At 72.1% G+C, this 19,029-nt stretch carries 16 protein-coding genes; 12 read left to right on the top strand and 4 right to left on the bottom strand.

Translation table 11 applies throughout. From position 1 onward, the window contains the following. Nucleotides 1–9: 9 nt before the first annotated feature. Nucleotides 10–1,107 carry a phenylalanine--tRNA ligase subunit alpha gene (pheS, locus tag QSK26_RS07260; protein WP_285774213.1) on the top strand — a complete coding sequence of 366 codons (1,098 nt, stop codon included), beginning with the start codon at nt 10–12 and terminating at the stop codon, nt 1,105–1,107. After that, nucleotides 1,107–3,692, top strand: a complete 2,586-nt coding sequence (locus QSK26_RS07255) for a phenylalanine--tRNA ligase subunit beta (protein ID WP_285774212.1) — start codon at nt 1,107–1,109, stop codon at nt 3,690–3,692. The genes pheS and QSK26_RS07255 overlap by 1 nt, the downstream gene beginning before the upstream one ends. Nucleotides 3,693–3,846: 154 nt before the next feature. On the opposite strand, the gene QSK26_RS07250 is transcribed toward QSK26_RS07255, so the two are convergent. From QSK26_RS07250 to QSK26_RS07240, 3 genes are all read right to left on the bottom strand, one after another. Beyond that, nucleotides 3,847–5,154, bottom strand: a complete 1,308-nt coding sequence (locus QSK26_RS07250; protein WP_285774211.1) for an MFS transporter — start codon at nt 5,152–5,154, stop codon at nt 3,847–3,849. Between the two features lie 142 nt (nt 5,155–5,296). Continuing rightward, complete coding sequence (locus QSK26_RS07245; RefSeq protein ID WP_285774210.1) at nt 5,297–5,662, bottom strand: nuclear transport factor 2 family protein; 366 nt, start codon at nt 5,660–5,662, stop codon at nt 5,297–5,299. Nucleotides 5,663–5,763: 101 nt separating this feature from the next. Next, nucleotides 5,764–7,440: a class I adenylate-forming enzyme family protein gene (locus tag QSK26_RS07240; RefSeq protein ID WP_285774209.1), complete on the bottom strand. Its 1,677-nt coding sequence runs from the start codon at nt 7,438–7,440 to the stop codon at nt 5,764–5,766. Between the two features lie 228 nt (nt 7,441–7,668). Here QSK26_RS07240 and argC point away from each other — a divergent pair, with 228 nt between their 5' ends. The 10 genes from argC (at nt 7,669) to tyrS (ending at nt 18,296) form a co-directional block, all read left to right on the top strand. Then, the gene (gene argC, locus QSK26_RS07235; protein WP_285774208.1) at nt 7,669–8,697 is read left to right on the top strand and encodes an N-acetyl-gamma-glutamyl-phosphate reductase; all 1,029 of its coding nucleotides are present in this window, start codon (nt 7,669–7,671) and stop codon (nt 8,695–8,697) included. Then, the gene (argJ, locus tag QSK26_RS07230; RefSeq protein ID WP_285774207.1) at nt 8,694–9,845 is read left to right on the top strand and encodes a bifunctional glutamate N-acetyltransferase/amino-acid acetyltransferase ArgJ; all 1,152 of its coding nucleotides are present in this window, start codon (nt 8,694–8,696) and stop codon (nt 9,843–9,845) included. The genes argC and argJ overlap by 4 nt, the downstream gene beginning before the upstream one ends. Next, nucleotides 9,842–10,768: an acetylglutamate kinase gene (gene argB, locus QSK26_RS07225; RefSeq protein WP_285774206.1), complete on the top strand. Its 927-nt coding sequence runs from the start codon at nt 9,842–9,844 to the stop codon at nt 10,766–10,768. Before argJ ends, argB begins: the two co-directional genes overlap by 4 nt. Further along, nucleotides 10,765–11,964, top strand: coding sequence for an acetylornithine transaminase (locus tag QSK26_RS07220; protein WP_285774205.1), 1,200 nt, complete (start codon nt 10,765–10,767; stop codon nt 11,962–11,964). The genes argB and QSK26_RS07220 overlap by 4 nt, the downstream gene beginning before the upstream one ends. After that, the gene (gene argF, locus QSK26_RS07215) at nt 11,961–12,881 is read left to right on the top strand and encodes an ornithine carbamoyltransferase (RefSeq protein ID WP_285774204.1); all 921 of its coding nucleotides are present in this window, start codon (nt 11,961–11,963) and stop codon (nt 12,879–12,881) included. The genes QSK26_RS07220 and argF overlap by 4 nt, the downstream gene beginning before the upstream one ends. Nucleotides 12,882–12,886: 5 nt before the next feature. Beyond that, nucleotides 12,887–13,402 carry an arginine repressor gene (locus tag QSK26_RS07210; RefSeq protein ID WP_285774650.1) on the top strand — a complete coding sequence of 172 codons (516 nt, stop codon included), beginning with the start codon at nt 12,887–12,889 and terminating at the stop codon, nt 13,400–13,402. Nucleotides 13,403–13,466: 64 nt separating this feature from the next. Next, nucleotides 13,467–14,666 carry an argininosuccinate synthase gene (locus QSK26_RS07205; RefSeq protein WP_285774203.1) on the top strand — a complete coding sequence of 400 codons (1,200 nt, stop codon included), beginning with the start codon at nt 13,467–13,469 and terminating at the stop codon, nt 14,664–14,666. Between the two features lie 141 nt (nt 14,667–14,807). Beyond that, on the top strand, nt 14,808–16,244 hold the full coding sequence (gene argH / locus QSK26_RS07200) for an argininosuccinate lyase (protein WP_502888681.1): 1,437 nt from the start codon (nt 14,808–14,810) through the stop codon (nt 16,242–16,244). Nucleotides 16,245–16,260: 16 nt separating this feature from the next. Next, nucleotides 16,261–16,911 (top strand): DNA-3-methyladenine glycosylase, encoded by a 651-nt coding sequence (locus QSK26_RS07195; RefSeq protein ID WP_285774201.1) that lies wholly within the window; start codon nt 16,261–16,263, stop codon nt 16,909–16,911. 116 nt (nt 16,912–17,027) lie between these two features. Next, the gene (gene tyrS, locus QSK26_RS07190; protein WP_285774200.1) at nt 17,028–18,296 is read left to right on the top strand and encodes a tyrosine--tRNA ligase; all 1,269 of its coding nucleotides are present in this window, start codon (nt 17,028–17,030) and stop codon (nt 18,294–18,296) included. Between the two features lie 480 nt (nt 18,297–18,776). Here tyrS and QSK26_RS07185 read toward each other — a convergent pair. Next, nucleotides 18,777–19,029 (bottom strand): hypothetical protein (locus QSK26_RS07185; protein ID WP_285774199.1); only part of this gene is annotated, 253 nt, incomplete at its 5' end.

The following is a 19,029-nucleotide window of genomic DNA, read 5'->3' as shown; positions in this document are numbered from 1 at the left end:
AGCCCACTCTTGTCTAACTACGACCCGGTCGAGGTGACGCCGCTCCACGCCGACGAGGTGGCGCGCGCGCAGACCGACGCGCTCGCCGCCATCGCCGCGGCGGGCGACCTCGACGAACTCAAGCAGGTGCGCCTGGCGCACGCCGGCGACCGATCTCCGATCGCGCTCGCCAACCGGGAGATCGGCGCACTGCCCCCGCAGGCCCGCGCCGAGGCGGGCAAGCGCATCGGCGCGGCTCGCAAGGCCGTCGGCGAGGCGCTCGCCGCCCGCCAGGCGGAGCTGGAGGCCGAGCGCGACGCGCGGGTCCTCGTCGAGGAGACCGTCGACGTCACGCTGCCGTGGGACCGCGCCCCGCGCGGCGCGCGGCACCCGCTCACCACCCTGCAGGAGCGCATCGCCGACGCCTTCGTGGCGATGGGCTACGAGGTCGCCGAGGGGCCCGAGCTGGAGGCGGAGTGGTTCAACTTCGACGCGTTGAACATCGCGCCCGACCATCCGGCCCGCTCCGAGCACGACACCTTCTTCGTCGAGTCGGTCGACTCGGGCAAGGTGCTGCGCACGCAGACCTCCCCGGTGCAGATCAGGGCGCTGCTGGACCGTGAGCTCCCCGTCTACGTGATCTCGCCGGGCAAGGTGTTCCGCACCGACGAGCTCGACGCCACCCACACGCCGGTCTTCCACCAGGTGGAGGGGCTGGCCGTGGACGAGGGCCTGACGATGGCCCACCTGAAGGGCACGCTCGACCGGTTCGCCGAGGTGATGTTCGGCGAGGGCATCAGGACCCGGTTCCGGCCCAACTACTTCCCCTTCACCGAGCCGTCGGCCGAGATGGACCTGATGTGCTTCGTGTGCCGGGGCACCTCGGCGGTGCAGGGCAACCCGCCGTGCCGCACCTGCAAGTCCGAGGGCTGGATCGAGTGGGGCGGCTGCGGCATGGTCAACCCGCGGGTGCTGGTGGCCTGCGGGGTCGATCCCAGGCGTTACTCCGGGTTCGCGTTCGGCATGGGCATCGAGCGCACGCTGATGTTCCGGCACAACGCCGAGGACATGCGCGACATGATCGAGGGAGACGTGCGCTTCACGCTCCCGTTCGGGATGGAGGTCTGATGAAGGTCCCGCTTTCATGGCTGCGGGAGTACGTCGACCTCCCCGCCGTCACCGCCCACGAGGTGGCCGACAAGCTCACCGCCGCGGGCCTGAAGCTGGAGTCGATCGTCTCCCACGGCCACGAGATCAAGAACGTCGTGGTCGGTGAGGTCCTGGACATCGAGGAGCTTCCCGGCTTCAAGAAGCCGATCCGCTACTGCCAGGTCGAGGTGGGCGAGGCGGCTCCCCGCGGCATCGTCTGCGGCGCGGTCAACTTCTCGGTGGGCGACCGGGTGCCGGTGGCGCTGCCCGGCTCGGTGCTGCCCGGCGGCTTCGAGATCGGCGCCCGCAAGACGTACGGCCGGGTGTCCGACGGCATGATCTGTTCCGAGGCCGAGCTGGGCGTCGCCGAGTCCTCGCCCGGCATCCTGGTGCTGGACCCGGACGTGCCGATCGGCGCCGACGTGGTCGAGCTGCTGCGGCTGCGCGACGACGTGATCGAGCTGGAGGTCACCCCCGACCTCGGCTACGCGCTGTCCGTCCGCGGCGTGGCCAGGGAGACGGCGACCGCGTTCGGCGTGCCGTTCCGCGACCCGGCCGACCTGGACCTGCCGGCCTCCGCCGAGACCGCCTATCCGGCCTCGATCGGCGACCCGGCCGCCTGCGACCGGTTCGTGCTGCGCGAGGTCAGCGGGTTCGACCCGGCGGCGCCCAGCCCCTTGTGGCTGCGGCTGCGGCTGTCCCGGGCCGGCATGCGGCCGGTGTCGGCCGCCGTCGACGTCACCAACTACGTGATGCTGGAGCTCGGCCAGCCGCTGCACGCCTTCGACCGCGCCAAGCTCACCGGCGAGATCGTGGTACGGCGGGCCGAACCGGGCGAGACGCTCGAAGCCATCGACCACGTGACCCGCGAACTGCACCCCGAGGACATCCTCATCACCGACGAGTCGGGCCCGATCTCGATGGCGGGCACGATGGGCGGCGTGCACACCGAGATCTCCGGCTCCACGACCGAGGTGGTCATCGAGGCGGCGCACTTCTCCGCCACCGGCATCGCCCGCATGTCGCGCCGGCACAACCTGGTGAGCGAGGCGTCCAAACGGTTCGAGCGGGGTGTGGACCGGGAGCTGCCGCTCTACGCCTCCTGGCGGGCGGCGCGGCTGCTGGTGGAGATCGGCGGCGGCACCGCGCTGCCGGGCGTCACGCACGTCGAGGTGCCGGTCGAGCCGGTGCGGATCACCATCCCGGCCGACCATCCCGACCGCGTCGCCGGCATGACCTACGGCAGGCAGACGGTGATCCGGCACCTGGAGCAGGTCGGCTGCACGGTGGCCGCGGGAGCCGAGGGAGCCGAGGGGGGCGAGGGCGCCGACTCCGGTGGGCCGGCCGCGTCCGCCGCCACCGGCACCGTGACCGGCGGCGACCTGTCCGGCAGGCTCGACGTCTCGGCGGGCTCGGACGACCTGCTCACCGTCACGCCGCCCACCTGGCGGCCCGACCTGACCGACCCGAACGACCTGGCCGAAGAGGTCATCCGGCTGGAGGGGTACGACAAGCTGCCCTCGGTCCTGCCCGCCGCCCCCGCCGGAGGCGGCCTGACCGAGAGCCAGCGGCTGCGCCGCCGGGTGGGCAGGGGACTCGCGGCGGCCGGTTTCGTCGAGGTGCTCGCCTACCCGTTCATCGGCGAGCGTGACTTCGACGACCTGCTGCTCCCGGCCGGCGACGACCGCCGCCGGGCCGCCCGGCTCGCCAACCCGATCAGCGAGGACGAGCCGCTGATGCGGACCACGCTGCTGCCCGGGCTGCTGAAGACGCTGGTCCGCAACGTGGGCCGCGGCTTCGGCGACGTCGCGCTGTTCGAGTCCGGCCTGGTCTATCTGCCCGGCGCGGACGCGCCCGCGGTGACCCCGGTCCTCGCGGTGGACCGGCGGCCGACGGCCGAGGAGCTGGCCTCGATCGGGGCGTCGCTGCCCGCCCAGCCGGCCAGGGTCGCCGTGGTGCTGGCCGGTGAGTTCGAGCGGTCCGGCTGGTGGGGCGCGGGCCGCGCGGCCACCTGGGCGGACGCGGTCGAGGCCGCCCGCCTGGTGGCCCGGGAGGCGCGGGCCGAGCTGACCGTCGAGGCCGCCGCCGCCGAGCCGTGGCACCCGGGCCGGTGCGCCGCGCTGCGCGCCGGTGGCGAGCTCGCGGGCTACGCGGGCGAGCTGCACCCCCGCGTCGTCGAGGCGTTCGGCCTGCCGCCGCGCACCTGCGCGATGGAGCTGGACCTGGACGTGCTGGCCGCGCTCCGGCCGGGGCCGGCGCAGACGGTTCCGGTGTCGTCCTACCCCGTGGCCACCCAGGACGTCGCGCTGATCGTGCCGGTCGGCACGCCGGTGGCCGACGTCGAGTCGGCGCTGCGCGAAGGGGCGGGGGAGCTGCTGGAGTCGATCCGGCTGTTCGACGTCTACACCGGGGAGCAGGCCGGCGAGGGCAACAAGTCGCTGGCGTACACGCTGCGCTTCCGGGCCGCGGACCGCACGCTCACCGTCGAGGAGACCACGGCGGCCCGCGACGAGGCCGTGTCCGTCGCCGCCGAGCGCCTGGGCGCCCGGCTTCGCGGGGCGTGACCCTTCGGGCCGCCTGACGGTCCACCACGACGACGGCGGCCCCGGAGCGCGACGCTCCGGGCCCGCCGCCGTCCGCGCCCGCCGCCGTCCGCGCCCGCCGTGCACGGTCCGGCACCGGGAAGCACTCCGGCGTGAAGGCGTCTGCAGGGGGGCGTCAGGCGTCGGCGGCGAGGGCCTTCCTCCGGGCCGCCTGCGCCAGGGCGTTCTCGTCGGTGCGGGCGTCGTAGCGCCGCAGCGCGGGCAGGAACGCGGCCAGCAGGCCCACCGCGCCGACGCACAGCAGGCCGCCCGCGCCCAGCGAGAACCGCAGGCCGCCGAACTGCGCGAACAGCGAGGCCCGCGCGCCGCCGAGCATCGGGCCCGACGAGTAGGACAGCAGCTCGATACCGGCCAGCCGGCCGCGGAACTCGTCGGGGATGGTCTGGTTCCAGATCGTGGAGCGGAAGACGCCGCTGATCATGTCGGCGCCGCCGGCCAGCGCCAGGCACAGCAGGATCGTCCACAGGTTCGGGGCGAACGCCGCGGCGCCCATGGCCACGCCCCAGGCGATCGCGGCGACGACCACGCCCAGGCCGTGCCGGTGGACACTCCTCGTCCAGCCGGAGGTCACCGAAGCCAGCAGGGCGCCGACCGCGCCCGCGGAGTACAGCAGGCCGAGCGTCTCGACACCGCCGAACTCCGTGGCGATGAACGCGTACAACGCCGTCGCCATCGCGAAGAACATCGCCGCCATGTCCACCAGGTAGGTGCCCATGAGGTCGGGCCGGCCCACGGCGTACCGGACGCCCTCCACCAGGGACGTCAGCGACGCCGGGGCGCTGTTCTCCGCCGGCGGCACGGTCCGCACCCGCCACAGCAGGGCCAGGGAGACGAGGAACGTCAGCAGGTCGATCCCGTAGGTGGCGGCGGGACCGAACGCGGCCACGATCAGCCCGGCCAGGGCGGGACCGGCGATGGCGCCGAAGTTCCACCGGAAGCTGGTCAGCGCGGCGGCGGCGGTGAGCTGGTCGTGCCGGACGACCCGCGGCACCAGGGCGTCGAGGCTGGGCCGCTGGAGGCTGTCCAGCCCGGCCATCAGGGCGCCGAGCACGTACAGCGCCCAGACCTGGGGGGAGGGGAGCAGGGCGTTGACCGCGAGGAGGGCCGCCATGACCGCCAGCCCCACCTCGGCGAACAGCACGATCCGCCGCCGGTCCAGCGCGTCGGCGATCGCTCCGCCCCACAGGCCGCACACCAGCATCGGCACGAACTCGGCGACGCTGAGCAGCCCGACCGCCACGTAGGACCCGGTGAGCTGCATCATCTGCAGGGGCAGGGTGACGAGGGTGAGGAAGCTCCCCAGCATCGTGATCACGCCGGAGCCCATCAGGAGCCGGAAGTCCCGGGAGTCGCGCAGCGGGCTCAGGTCCATCCGCAGGTGGCGCAGGAGTGATGCCCGTGGCAGGCCGGATTCTTCGGACACTGGTCGTTCTTGGGACACGGGTCGCCATTGTCCCCCGGTGCTTTTGGCCGGGGCAATCGGATTATCCCCGGCGGGCGCCGGAGCGTGTCGCTCCGGCGCCGCGTCGGGCCGGGGCCGGACGCGCCGAAGAAGGGCGGTTATGTCAGGCGGCGGGCACCTTGTCCAGGAAGCCCAGCACCTGGGTGATCCGCCCGTCCTCGTCGAGTACGGCCACGTCGAACCCCTCGACCAGCGGCTCCGCGCCCGCGGGGCCGAGCCCCCAGGCGAACCGGGCCAGCCGGCCGTGCCCGTCGGCGGTCCCCTTCGGGGTGAACACGAACCCCGGGAACTGCTCGTGCACGGCGCCGATCACCTGGCCGATGGCGGCGTGGCCGCGCACGTCGGCCAGCGGGTCGGTGTAGCCGCCGTCCGCGGTCCACAGCGCGGCGACGGCCTCGGCGCGCAGTCCGGCGTCGGTCTCGTTCCAGGCGGCGAGGTAGCGGTCGACAAGGGCGGCGTAGTCAGTCATCTCGGTATCTCCTCGACATGTGTGCCGTTCGCTGGCAGGGCAACCGTGCCACGCGGCCGAGGGGCCGGTCGATTACGCCGGAAGTAAGCGAACGGCGCCGGTCAGGAGCCGAGGATCTCCCTGCGCAGACGCGTCTTGAGGATCTTGCCGCCGGGGTTGCGGGGCAGCTCGGCCTCGCGGAACCAGTACCGGACGGGGATCTTGAAGGGGGCGATCCGCTCCGTCAGGAAGGCCGTGATGTCCTCGGCGGTGGCCGGAGAGCCCGGGACCAGCCGGATCACCGCGCCCACCTCCTCGCCCAGCTCGTCGTGCGGGATCCCGATCACGGCGGCGTCGTCCACCGCGGGGTGCTCGAACAGCGCGGCCTCGACCTCGGCGCAGTAGACGTTCTCGCCGCCGCGGATCACCATGTCCTTGGCCCGGTCGACGATGAAGACGTAGCCCTCCTCGTCCGTCCGGGCCAGGTCGCCGGTGTGCAGCCAGCCGTCGACGAAGGTCTCGGCGGTGGCGTCGGGCCGGTTCCAGTAGCCCGCGATCACCGCCGCGCCGCGTACGCACAGCTCGCCCACCTCGCCGACGGGCACTTCGTCGCCCAGCGGGTCGGAGATGCGCACGTCGATGATCGCCACCGGCCTGCCGATGCTGTCGGGCTTGTCGCGGTAGCCCTGGCCGGAGTTGTTGACGATCAGCGCGGTGGTCTCGGTCATGCCGTACCCGTTGGAGGGGGCCCGGCCGGGGAGCCGTTCGCCGATGCGCTCCAGGAGCTTGGGCGGGGCGGGGGCGCCGCCGTACCCGAGGGCGCCGAGGCTGGAGATGTCGCGCTTGGCGAAGTCGGGGTGGGACATGAGCTGCCAGGCGCTGGTGGGCACGCCGGTCAGGCCGGTGACCTTCTCCCGCTCGATCAGCTCCAGCGCCACTCCCGGGTCCCACTTGTACATCAGCACCAGGGTGGAACCGGCGAACATGGTGCCGATCATCGCGGCGAAGCAGCCGGTGACGTGGAAGAGCGGCACGCTCAGCAGGGTGACCCGGCGTTCGGTGGCGAGGTCGGCCGGGCGTCCGGCGAGCAGCTGACCGCGGGCCGCGGCATAGGCGACGGTCATGGGGGCCTGGCCGAGGTTGCGGTGGGTGCCGAGGGCGCCCTTGGGACGGCCGGTGGTGCCCGAGGTGTAGAAGATCGTCGCCGGGTCCTCGGGGTCGAGCTCGACCGGCGGCAGGGAGACGTCCGGGCCGGCCTCGCCGAGCAGGTCGGACAGCAGCGCGGCGCCGGCGGGTAGCTCGCCCAGCGGGCGGGTCACGATGAGGCGGGCGTCGAAGGCCGCGTCCTTGAGCCGGTTGACCCGCTCGCCGTCGGCGATCAGCACCTTGGCGCCGGAGTCCGACAGCCCGTATTCCAGCTCCTGGGGAGTCCACCAGGCGTTGAGCGGCACCGCGACGGCGCCGCAGGCGAGGATGGCGGAGAAGGAGACGATCCACTCGGGGTAGTTGCGCATCGAGACGGCGACCCGGTCGCCCTTGGTCACGCCGTAGTCCGCGACGAGCCGGTTCGCCAGCGTGGCGGCCCGCCGGAAGTGCTCTTCGAAGGTCACTCGCTCGTCTTCGTAGACGATGAACTCCTTCTCGCCGTGGAACCTGCTGTTCTCCAGGAGAACGCGGAAGTGGCCGGGGGCGTGCTTCCACGTCCGGATCCGGCTGCCGCGGACCTCGATCTCGTCCATCTCGAAGAGCTGACCGGGGCCGGTGAGCTGGGCGCGAACCTCGTCATGGGTGACTGACATACGTGAGATCTCCCCGGGGACGTGAGTTGCAGACTTTCCCCAGCCAGCGTACCGACCGGTATGTAGGGAGAACAGAGGGAAGTTCGGTTTTGCTGTGGCGGGGCCGGGGAGAGTGCGTCGGGGGAATCCGGCGGCGCGACCGACTTGCATGACCATCCTGGCCGCTGCATACTTTTCACAAGTAAGAGCATGCAATGTGCTGCATGAACATGCGAAGGAGTGGGGCCCATGGGGGCGCGCGCAGCGATAGCCGGAGCCAGCGGCTACGCCGGGGGTGAGCTGCTACGGCTGCTGCTCGGCCACCCGGAGATCGAGATCGGCACGCTGACCGCCGGGTCGAGCGCGGGCACGCTCCTCGGCGCCCACCAGCCGCACCTGGCGCCTCTCGCCGGCCGCACGCTGGCCGACACCACGCCGGAGACCCTGTCCGGCCACGACATCGTCTTCCTCGCCCTCCCGCACGGTCAGTCCGCGGCGGTCGCCGAGCGGCTCGGCGACGACACGCTGATCGTCGACTGCGGCGCGGACTTCCGGCTCACCGACCCCGCCGCCTGGCGGGCCTTCTACGGCGGCGAGCACGCCGGCACCTGGCCGTACGGCCTGCCCGAGCTTCCCGGGCAGCGCGAGGTCCTGCGTGCGGCCCGGCGGATCGCGGTCCCCGGCTGCTACCCGACGGCGGTCACCCTCGCCCTCCTCCCCGCCTTCGCGGCGGGCCTGGCCGAGCCCGACGTCGTCGTGGTCGCCGCCAGCGGCACCAGCGGCGCGGGCCGGTCGCCCAAGCCGCACCTGCTGGGCAGCGAGGTCATCGGCTCCGCCGGTGCCTACGGCGTGGGCGGCGTGCACCGGCACACCCCCGAGATGGAGCAGAACCTCTCGGCCGTCGCGGGCGTCCACGTCCCCGTCTCCTTCACCCCGACCCTCGTGCCCATGAGCCGGGGCATCCTCGCCACCTGTACGGCTCCCGCCGCCCCCGGCCTCACGGCCGCCGCCCTCCGAGACGCCTACGAGACCGCCGTCGCCGCGGAGCCCTTCCTGCGCCTGCTGCCGCCCGGGCAGTGGCCGGCCACCGCGATGACCTACGGGGCGAACACCGCCGTCCTGCAGGTCGCCCTCGACGAGCGGGTGAACCGGATCATCGCCGTCATCGCCATCGACAACCTCACCAAGGGCACGGCCGGAGGCGCGATCCAGAGCGCCAACCTCGCCCTCGGCCTGCCGGAAGAACTCGGCCTTCCCCTCAATGGAGTAGCTCCGTGAGCGTTACAGCACCACTAGGTTTCCGCGCGGCGGGCGTCGCCGCCGGGCTCAAGTCGGGCGGCGGCCGTGACGTCGCCCTCGTGGTCAACGACGGGCCGTCCCGCGCCGCCGCGGGCGTCTTCACGTCCAACCGGATCAAGGCGGCGCCGGTCCTGTGGTCCCAGCAGGTGCTCGGCGGCGGGCGCGTCGTGGCGGTGGTGCTCAACTCGGGCGGCGCCAACGCGTGCACCGGCCCGGAGGGCTTCCAGGACACCCACGCCACCGCGGAGAAGGTCGCCGGGCTGATCGGCGACTCGGCCGGCGAGGTCGCGGTGTGCTCCACCGGCCTGATCGGCGAGCGGCTGCCGATGGACGCCCTGCTGACCGGCGTCGAGGGCGCGGCGGCCCACCTGAGCAGGGACGGCGGCCTGGCCGCCGCGGACGCCATCCGCACCACCGACACCGTCTCCAAGATCTCCTTCCGCCGCGGCGAGGGCTACATGGTGGGCGGCATGGCCAAGGGCGCGGGCATGCTCGCCCCCGGCATGGCCACCATGCTCAGCGTGATCACCACCGACGCCGACCTCCCGGCCGGCACGCTGGACGCGGTGCTCCGCGAGGCGGTGAGCCTCACCTTCGACCGGCTGGACACCGACGGCTGCATGTCCACCAACGACACCGTGCTGCTTCTGGCCAGCGGCGCCGCCGGGGTGACCCCCGACCTGCGGGAGTTCACCGCCAGGGTCACCGAGGTCTGCGCCGACCTCGCCAGGCAGCTCCTCGTGGACGCCGAGGGCGCCACCAAGGCGATCGCCATCGAGGTCGTGGGCGCCGCCTCGGTCGCCGACGCGGTCACCGTCGGCAGGGCCGTCGCCCGCAGCAACCTGTTCAAGTGCGCGATCCACGGCGAGGACCCCAACTGGGGCCGGGTGCTGTCGGCCGTCGGCACCACCGACGCCGAGTTCGAGCCCAACCGGGTCAACGTCGCGATCAACGGCATCTGGATCTGCCGGGCGGGCGCCGCAGGCGACGACCGGGACAAGGTGGACCTCCGCCCCCGCGACGTGACGATCACCATCGACCTGTCCGCCGGCGTCGAGTCGGCCATCGTGCACACCACCGACCTCACCGCCGCCTACGTGCACGAGAACTCGGCGTACTCCACATGAGCGCCGACGACCTCATGGCCAAGGCCGGCACCCTGATCGAGGCGCTGCCGTGGCTGGCCCGCTTCCACGGCGCCGTCGTCGTGATCAAGTACGGCGGCAACGCCATGATCGACGAGGCGCTCAAGGAGGGCTTCGCCGAAGACGTCGTCTTCCTGCGCTACGCCGGGCTCAAACCGGTCATCGTGCACGGCGGAGGCCCGCAGATCAGCGCGCACCTCGACCTCCTCGGCATCGGCAGCAGCTTCACCGCCGGGCTCCGGGTCACCACACCCGAGGCGATGAAGGTCGTCCGCATGGTCCTGGTCGGCGACGTCAACCGCGACGTGGTTGGTCTGATCAACCGGCACGGCCCGTTCGCGGTCGGCATGTCGGGCGAGGACGCCGGCCTGTTCACCGCCGTCCGCAAGTACGCGACGGTCGACGGCGAGCAGGTGGACATCGGCCAGGTGGGGGACATCGTCAGGGTCGAGGCCGGCGCCGTGCGCGCCCTCATCGACGACGGGCGGATCCCGGTGGTCAGCGGCATCGCCACCGGCGCGGACGGCACCGTCTACAACGTCAACGCCGACACCGCCGCGGCCGAACTGGCCGTCGCGCTCGGCGCGGAGAAGCTGGTCGTGCTGACCGATGTGGAAGGGCTCTACGCCGACTGGCCGGCCAGCGACCGGGTGATCGCCCGGCTCACCGACGACGAGCTCGCGGCCCTGCTGCCCGGCCTGTCCAGCGGGATGCTGCCGAAGATGGGCGCCTGCCTCACCGCCGTGCGCGGCGGCGTCCCGCAGGCGCACGTGCTCGACGGCCGGGTGAAACACGCGCTGCTCCTGGAGGTCTTCACCGACCAGGGCATCGGCACGATGGTCGTGCCCGCCGACAAGAACGCCGACGAGAACGCCGGCGACGAAGTGGAGGAGACGGGAACATGACCGACAGCCCCGTGGCGGATGCCCTGCGCAGCCGCTTCGAACAGGCGTTCATGCCCAACTACGGCGTGCCCCCGGTCGTGCTCGCCCGCGGTGAAGGCTGCCGGGTCTGGGACGCGGACGGCCGTGAATACCTCGACTTCATCGGCGGCATCGCGGTCAGCTCGCTCGGCCACGCCCACCCGGCCCTGGTCGAGGCGGTCACCAGCCAGGTCACCGCCATCGCGCACACGTCCAACCTGTTCCTGAACGAGCCGGAGATCCTCCTCGCCGAGCGCCTGCTCGGCCTGCTCGGCGTGCCCGGCCGGGTGTTCTTCGCCAACTCCGGCACCGAGGCCAACGAGTGCGCCTACAAGATGGCCCGCAAGTACGGCAAGGCCGAGGGCCGCCCCTACTTCGTAGCCGCCGAGAACGGCTTCCACGGCCGCACCATGGGCGCCCTCTCGCTGACCGGCAAGACGTCCATCCGCGAGCCGTTCGGTCCCTTCCCGGTGGACGTCCGCTTCGTTCCCTACGGTGACGCCGACGCGCTCAAGCAGGCGGTCACCGAGCAGTGCGCCGCGGTGTTCCTGGAGCCGACCCAGGGCGAGGCGGGAGTCGTGCCGCCGCCGGAGGGCTACCTGCGCGCCGCCAGGGAGATCTGCGACAGCACCGGCGCCCTGCTGGTGGCCGACGAGATCCAGTCCGCCGTCGGCAGGACCGGGCACTGGTTCGCCCACCAGCACGAAGGCGTCGTCCCCGACATCCTCACCCTGGCCAAGGGCCTCGGCGGCGGCCTGCCGATCGGCGCCTGCGTCGGCTTCGGCCGGGCGGCCACGATCTTCGTCAAGGGCGACCACGGCTCCACCTTCGGCGGCAACCCGGTGTCCTGCGCCGCCGCGCTCGCCGTACTCTCCACCATCGAGCGCGACGGCCTGCTGGAGCACGTGCGCACCGTGGGCGCCGCGCTCGCGGGCGGCCTCGCCGCCGTCGAGCACCCGCTCCTCGCCGGTGTGCGCGGCCGCGGCCTGTGGCTGGGCGTCGTGCTCACCCGGGACCGCGCGCCGCAGGTGCAGGCCGCCGCCCAGCGCGCCGGCTTCCTCGTCAACGCCCTCCAGCCCGACGCCGTACGGCTCGCGCCGCCGCTCGTCGTCGGCGCCGCCGAGATCGGGGCCTTCGTCGAGGCGTTCCCGGCGATCCTCACGGAGGCGGACGCGTGACCCGGCACTTCCTGCGAGACGACGACCTGTCGGCCGCCGAGCAGGCCCAGGTGCTCGACCTGGCCGACCTGATGAAGAAGGACCGGCACGGGTACCGCCCGCTCGCCGGGCCACAGACGGTCGCCGTGCTCTTCGACAAGCACTCCACCAGGACCAGGCTGTCCTTCGCGGTCGGCATCGCCGAGCTGGGCGGGCAGCCGCTGATCATCGACGCGAGCTCCTCCCAGATGGGCAGGGGCGAGCCGATCGAGGACACCGCCAGGGTGCTCACCCGCCAGGTCGCCGCGATCGTGTGGCGCACCGCCGGGCAGGAGCGGATCGAGACGATGGCACGCTACTCGTCGGTGCCGGTGGTCAACGCGCTCACCGACGAGTTCCACCCCTGCCAGATCCTCGCCGACCTGCAGACCGTCAGGGAGCATCGGGGGACCCTGGCCGGGCTCACCATGACCTACCTGGGCGACGGCGCCAACAACATGGCCCACTCCTACCTCCTCGGCGGCGCGCTCGCCGGGATGCACGTGCGGATCGCGGCGCCCGCCCGGTACCAGCCGGACGCGGTCATCCTCGACCGCGCAGCGGAGATCGCCGCCACCTCCGGCGGATCGGTCGTCGCCCTGTCCGACCCGTACGCCGCCGCCGACGGGGCACATGTGATCGCCACCGACACGTGGGTGTCCATGGGCCAGGACGGCAAGGAGGAGCGGGCCGCAGCCCTGCTGCCCTACCAGGTGAACGGCGAGCTCATGCGGCAGGCCGCGGCCGACGCGATCGTGCTGCACTGCCTGCCCGCCTACCGCGGCATGGAGATCACCGCGGACGTCATGGACGGCCCGCAGAGCGTGATCTGGGACCAGGCGGAGAACCGGTTGCACGCCCAGAAGGCGCTGCTGGCGTTCCTGCTGGGGGCTGGGTGAGCACCATGATCCCGATGACCAAGGCGGCAAGGCAGGCACGGATCACCGAGCTGCTGCGCAAGCAGCCGGTCAGGTCCCAGCCAGAGCTGGCGAGGCTCCTCGCCGAGAACGGGCTGGAGGTCACCCAGGCGACCCTCTCCCGCGACCTGGACGAGATGGGCGCTCTCAAGCTCCGCGCCGAGGACGGCTCGCTGGTCTACGCGCTGCCCGGCGAGGGCGGCGGCCGCATCCCGCCGGCCAGGCTGGGCACCGGCGAGTCGCCGGCCGCGCGGCTGCGCCGGATCGCGGAGGAACTGCTGGTCTCCGCGGAGGCGTCGGCGAACCTGGTGATCGTACGCACCCCGCCGGGGGCCGCGCAGTTCCTCGCCTCCGCCATCGACCACGCCGGCTGGGAGGCCATCCTCGGCACGGTCGCCGGCGACGACACGATCCTCGTCATCAGCCGGGATCCGCAGGGCGGCACGGTCCTGGCCGACGCCCTGCTGAGGACGGCCGATCGACGTACCTGGCCCGCGTCGTGACCGGCGACGCGGGCGCCCGGCGCACCCACCGGCCGCAGCACCGTCCCGATGGAGATGACCGATCATGAGTGACAGAGTCGTGCTCGCCTACTCGGGTGGCCTGGACACCTCCGTGGCCATCCCCTTCCTCGCCGAGAAGATGGGCGCCGAGGTCGTGGCCGTCGCGGTCGACGTCGGCCAGGGCGGCGAGGAGATGGACGTGATCAGGCGGCGCGCGCTGGACTGCGGCGCCGTGGAGTCGGTCGTGGTGGACGCCCGCGCGGAGTTCGCCGACGACTTCTGCGTGCCGGCGCTCCAGGCCAACGCCCTCTACATGGACCGCTACCCGCTGGTCTCCGCGCTGTCCCGGCCGCTGATCGTCAGGCACCTGGCCGCCGCGGCGAAGGAGTTCGGCGGCACCCACGTCTCGCACGGCTGCACCGGCAAGGGCAACGACCAGGTGCGCTTCGAGGCCGGCCTAGCCGCGCTGAACCCCACGCTGAAGGTCGTCGCCCCGGCCCGCGACCACGCCTGGACCCGGGACAAGGCCATCGCCTTCGCCGCGGAGAAGGGCCTGCCGATCGACGTCAGCAAGAAGTCGCCCTACTCCATCGACCAGAACCTCTGGGGCAGGGCCGTCGAGACCGGGTTCCTGGAGGACATCTGGAACGGCCCGGTCGAGGACGTCTACTCCTACACCGCCGACCCGTCCCAGCCGCGCGAGCCCGACGAGGTCGTCGTCACCTTCGCCCGCGGCGTGCCGGTGGCGCTGGACGGCAGGTCGCTGCCCGCCTTCCAGCTCATCTCCGAGCTCAACAGGCGGGCGGGCGCGCAGGGCGTCGGCAGGCTGGACATGGTCGAGGACCGGCTCGTCGGCATCAAGTCCCGCGAGGTCTACGAGGCGCCGGGCGCGATCGCCCTCATCACGGCGCACATGGAGCTGGAGAACGTCACCGTCGAGCGCGACCTCGCCCGCTTCAAGCGCGGCGTCGACCGGCGCTGGGGCGAGCTCGTCTACGACGGCCTGTGGTTCTCCCCGCTGAAGAAGGCCTTGGACGTGTTCGTCGCCGAAGCCCAGCGGCACGTGAGCGGCGACATCCGGATGACGCTGCACGGCGGCAGAGCGGTGGTCACCGGCCGCCGCTCCGACGCCTCGCTGTACGACTTCAACCTGGCGACCTACGACACCGGCGACACCTTCGACCAGTCCCTGGCCAAGGGCTTCGTCGAGCTGTGGAGCCTGCCCGCCAGGATCGCCGCGTCCCGCGACGCGCGCCAGGGCTGACCGCCGGGGCAACCGCGCCCCTCGTTCCGGCGGCTTCGACCGTTTCGATGAGGGGCACGCAGGGTGAGTGCACTAAGGTCGCGGGTGGACACGGCATGGACACGGCATGGAGTCGAGACGTCCGGACCGGGCGGGCCCGTGATGGGAAAGGAACACAAGGTGACTGAGGGTGGCAAGCCGATGCGGCTGTGGGGTGGCCGGTTCGAGGGAGGCCCGGCCGACGCGCTGACCCGGCTGTCGGTGAGCGTGCAGTTCGACTGGCGGCTCGCGCCGTACGACCTGCTGGCCTCGCGCGCGCATGCCCGGGTGCTCAACCGGGCCGGTTTGCTGACCGAGGACGAGCTCGGCCGCATGATCGGCGCGCTGGACGACCTGGAGCGCGACTGCAGGTCCGGCGAGTTCCGCCCCATGGTGGCCGACGAGGACGTGCACACCGCGCTGGAGCGCGGCCTGCTGGAGCGCCTCGGCTCGCTCGGCGGCAAGCTGCGGGCCGGCCGCAGCCGCAACGACCAGGTCGCCACCGACCTGCGGCTCTACCTGCGCGACCACGTCAGGCACATCGTCTCCCGGCTGGTGGAGCTGGAGACGGCGCTGATGAGCCAGGCCGGGCAGCACGCCGAGACCGTCGCGCCGGGCATGACGCACCTCCAGCACGCCCAGCCGGTCTCCTTCGGCCACCAGTTGCTGGCCCACGTGCACGCGTTCGCCCGCGACGTCGACCGGCTGCGCGACTGGGACCGGCGCACCGCCGTCTCGCCGCTCGGCTCCGGCGCGCTCGCCGGCTCCTCGCTGCCGCTGGACCCGCAGGCCGTGGCCGCCGAGCTCGGCTTCGACCGGGCGGCGCCCAACTCGATGGACGCCGTCGCCGACCGTGACTTCGCCGCGGAGTTCCTGTTCTGCGCCGCGATGATCGGCGTGCACCTGTCCCGGCTGGGCGAGGAGATCGTCCTGTGGGCCTCGCAGGAGTTCCGCTGGATCGAGATGGACGACGCCTACTCCACCGGCTCGTCGATCATGCCGCAGAAGAAGAACCCCGACGTCGCCGAGCTGGCCAGGGGCAAGTCCGGCCGCCTGATCGGCGGGCTGACCACCCTGCTCACGGTCCTGAAGGGCCTGCCGCTCACCTACAACCGCGACCTGCAGGAGGACAAGGAGCCGGTGTTCGACGCCGTCGACACGCTGCTCCTCGTGCTCCCCGCGATGGCCGGCCTGGTGTCCACCATGCGGGTGAACACCGCGCGCCTCGCCGAGAGCGCCCCCGACGGCTTCGCGCTGGCCACCGACCTCGCCGAACTGCTGGTCCGCAAGGGCGTGGCGTTCCGCGACGCGCACGAGGCGGTCGGCCACCTGGTCGTGTGGTGCCAGGTCAACGACAAGACCCTGGACGAGGTCACCGACGAGGAGCTGGCCAAGGTCTCGCCGCACTTCACCCCCGACTCGCGGGAGGTGCTGAACGTGGCGGGCGCGCTGGCCGCGCGCAAGGCCCACGGCGGCACCGCCCCCGACCGGGTCCGCGACCAGCTCGCCTCGCTCGGCGAGATCGTCGACGGCCAGGCCGCCTGGGCGACTGGATCCTGAGCGGATCGGTGACGGCATGACGGAACGGCCGCTACCACGCGAGTTCTTCGACCGGCCCTCGCACGAGGTGGCCCCCGACCTGCTCGGGAAGGTCCTCGTGCACGGGCCGGTCGCCGTCCGCCTCACCGAGGTCGAGGCGTACGGCCCGCCGGGTACGGACCCGGCCTCGCACACCTATCGCGGCAGGACGAAGCGCAACGCCGTCATGTTCGGCCCGCCGGGCCACGTCTACGTCTATTTCACGTACGGCATGCATTACTGCGTCAACCTCGTCTGCCTGCCGGAGGGTCTGGGCTCGGCCGTCCTGATCCGGGCCGGTGAGGTGGTCGAGGGGGTGGAGGCGGCCAGAGCCCGCCGCGGGCCCGTCGTGCGGGATCGCGACCTGGCGCGCGGGCCGGCCCGGCTGACCGTGGCCCTCGGGCTCGGCCGGGAGCACAACGGCCTCGACGCCTGCGACGGCGGCGCCCTGCGCATCCTTGAGGGCGACCCGCCCGCGGATCCGCCGGGCGTCGTGGGGGAGCGGCCACCGGTGATCCTCGCCGGTCCGCGGACCGGGATCTCCACCGCGGTCGAGACCCCCTGGCGGTTCTGGTTCGCCGGAAACCCCACCGTGTCGCCCTATCGCCGGCACGTCCCGCGCCGCCGCTCGTCCACCTCCGGCGTGTAGGCCGGCGGCCCGGCCACGCGGGGGATTCAAGTGGCGAAGTGGGTTGTGATCGGGCAGGCTGTGTTGCGTCAGGGGCATAACGCACAAGACTCATCAACCAGCAGAAGGCCAGGATCGTGACCGATATCCTCGAAGATCTCGAATGGCGCGACGTGCTCGCGCAGTCCACCGACGCCGACGCGCTGCGCGCGGCGTTGGCCGAGGGTCCGATCACGGTCTATAGCGGCTTCGACCCCACCGCCCCGTCACTGCACGTCGGCAACCTCGCGACGCTGCTGATCCTCACCCGCTTCCAGCGGGCGGGGCACCGCCCCATCGGCCTGGTCGGCGGCGCGACCGGCCTCATCGGCGACCCCAGCGGACGCAGCACCGAGCGGTCGCTCAACTCGACGGAGGTCGTCGCCGAGTGGGTCGCCAGGATCAGGGTGCAGGTGGAGAAGTTCCTCTCCTTCGAGCCGGGGCCGACGTCCGCGAAGCTGGTCAGCAACCTGGACTGGACGGCCGAACTCTCCGCGATCGACTTCCTGCGCGACATCGGCAAGCACTTCCCGGTCAACCGCATGCTCGCCCGCGAGTCCGTCTCCGCGCGGCTCGGCGGTGAGGGGCTCAGCTACACCGAGTTCAGCTACCAGATCCTGCAGGCCAACGACTACCTGGAGCTCTACCGCCGGCACGGCTGCACGCTCCAGGTGGGCGGCAGCGACCAGTGGGGCAACATCACCGCGGGCGTCGACCTGATCCGCCGGGTGGAGCGCGGGCACGCGCACGCGCTCACCGGCAAGCTGATCACCAAGGCCGACGGCACGAAGTTCGGCAAGACCGCCGGCGGCGCGATCTGGCTCGACCCCGCGCTGACCTCGCCCTACGCCTTCTACCAGTACTGGCTGAACGCCGACGACCGCGACGTGGTCCGCTTCCTCAAGGTCTTCACCTTCCGCAGCCGGGAGGAGATCGAGGTCCTGGAGAAGTCCGTCGCCGAACGCCCCGCCGCCCGGGAGGCCCAGCGGGCGCTGGCCGAGGACCTGACCACCCTGGTGCACGGCGCGGACGAGGTCGCCCGGGCCCTCGCGGCGTCCAGGGCGCTGTTCGGCCAGGGTTCGCTGGAGGAGCTGGACGAGCGCACCCTCGAGTCGGCGTTGTCGGAGGTGGCGCACACCACCGTCCCCGCGCTGGGCGCCTCCTTCGTGGACCTGATGGCCGACAGCGGCCTGGCCCAGTCCAAGTCGGCCGCCCGCCGGGCGGTCAAGGAGGGCGGGGCCTACCTCAACAACGTCAAGATCGTCGACGAGGCTTACGTGCCGGGCCCCGACGACCTGCTGCGGGGGCGGTTCCTCGTCCTGCGCCACGGCAAGCGCTCCATCGGCGGCGTCGAAGTCGCCTCCTGACCGACCCCTGGCGGCCACCGAAGCCGTGTGGCCGCCGGGGTCACCGGGTCGCGCCGGGGCGCGGTCCGGGCGGCTTCCGTCGTGGCTCCTTGCGCTGGTGTGGCCCCGATATGGCCCCGAGATGACTCCGACATGGCGAGTTCTCGCGCGGCCGAGCGCGCTGGTTCTGTAACATTCCGGTAGCGGAGAGCGTGCCCGCCCATCGGGCGGTCTTCTCACCTGCGGAAATGCCGGAAACCCCTGATTTGACGGGGGTCCGGGAGCGACCTAGAGTTTGTTCTCGCCCGGGAGCGAGCCGGACGCCGATCAGGCGGACGAGCCCCGAGGCGAAACCCTCTGAGCGAGCCGCAGGTCTCTCCATGAGAGATCTGTGTCGTCGCGGCCTGTCCGCCCAGCCGGAAAATCGGTTGATTGGACAACGCCGAGATGTCACGGTAAGTTGAGAGGGTTGCCCCGCAAGGGGTAGATCGGAAACTTCGATCACTTGACCGTGTTCGGATGGTTCACCTCAAACTGAGGCGGATTGACCGGGCTTGAGCGAGTGTGATACAGTTTCCAAAGCGGAAGTCTGCGCCTCTGAAGGCCGATCATCTCGATCGACCGGAAGGTGTTCGCGTCCGTTTCTTGAGAACTCAACAGTGTGCTAAAAGCCAGTGCATGATGAATTAACCCCGTCATGTTGTCTGTGACGGATTCCTTTGGTTGATACTGATTGTATCGGCCGGGATTTTCT

It is taken from the genome of Microtetraspora sp. NBRC 13810 (assembly GCF_030268685.1).
In the GTDB taxonomy this organism is placed as follows: Bacteria; Actinomycetota; Actinomycetes; order Streptosporangiales; family Streptosporangiaceae; genus BSRQ01.
This window is presented reverse-complemented; position numbering and strand designations above follow the sequence as displayed.

Bases quoted from the DNA above. Each gene is read 5' to 3' on its own strand.
- argH (WP_502888681.1), top strand. From the start codon at position 14,808: ATGGGAAAGGAACACAAGGTGACTGAGGGTGGCAAGCCGATGCGGCTG.
- QSK26_RS07245 (WP_285774210.1), bottom strand. From the start codon at position 5,662: ATGACTGACTACGCCGCCCTTGTCGACCGCTACCTCGCCGCCTGGAAC.
- QSK26_RS07255 (WP_285774212.1), top strand. From the start codon at position 1,107: ATGAAGGTCCCGCTTTCATGGCTGCGGGAGTACGTCGACCTCCCCGCC.
- argC (WP_285774208.1), top strand. From the start codon at position 7,669: ATGGGGGCGCGCGCAGCGATAGCCGGAGCCAGCGGCTACGCCGGGGGT.
- QSK26_RS07240 (WP_285774209.1), bottom strand. From the start codon at position 7,440: ATGTCAGTCACCCATGACGAGGTTCGCGCCCAGCTCACCGGCCCCGGT.
- QSK26_RS07220 (WP_285774205.1), top strand. From the start codon at position 10,765: ATGACCGACAGCCCCGTGGCGGATGCCCTGCGCAGCCGCTTCGAACAG.
- argB (WP_285774206.1), top strand. From the start codon at position 9,842: ATGAGCGCCGACGACCTCATGGCCAAGGCCGGCACCCTGATCGAGGCG.
- QSK26_RS07205 (WP_285774203.1), top strand. From the start codon at position 13,467: ATGAGTGACAGAGTCGTGCTCGCCTACTCGGGTGGCCTGGACACCTCC.
- QSK26_RS07210 (WP_285774650.1), top strand. From the start codon at position 12,887: ATGATCCCGATGACCAAGGCGGCAAGGCAGGCACGGATCACCGAGCTG.
- QSK26_RS07195 (WP_285774201.1), top strand. From the start codon at position 16,261: ATGACGGAACGGCCGCTACCACGCGAGTTCTTCGACCGGCCCTCGCAC.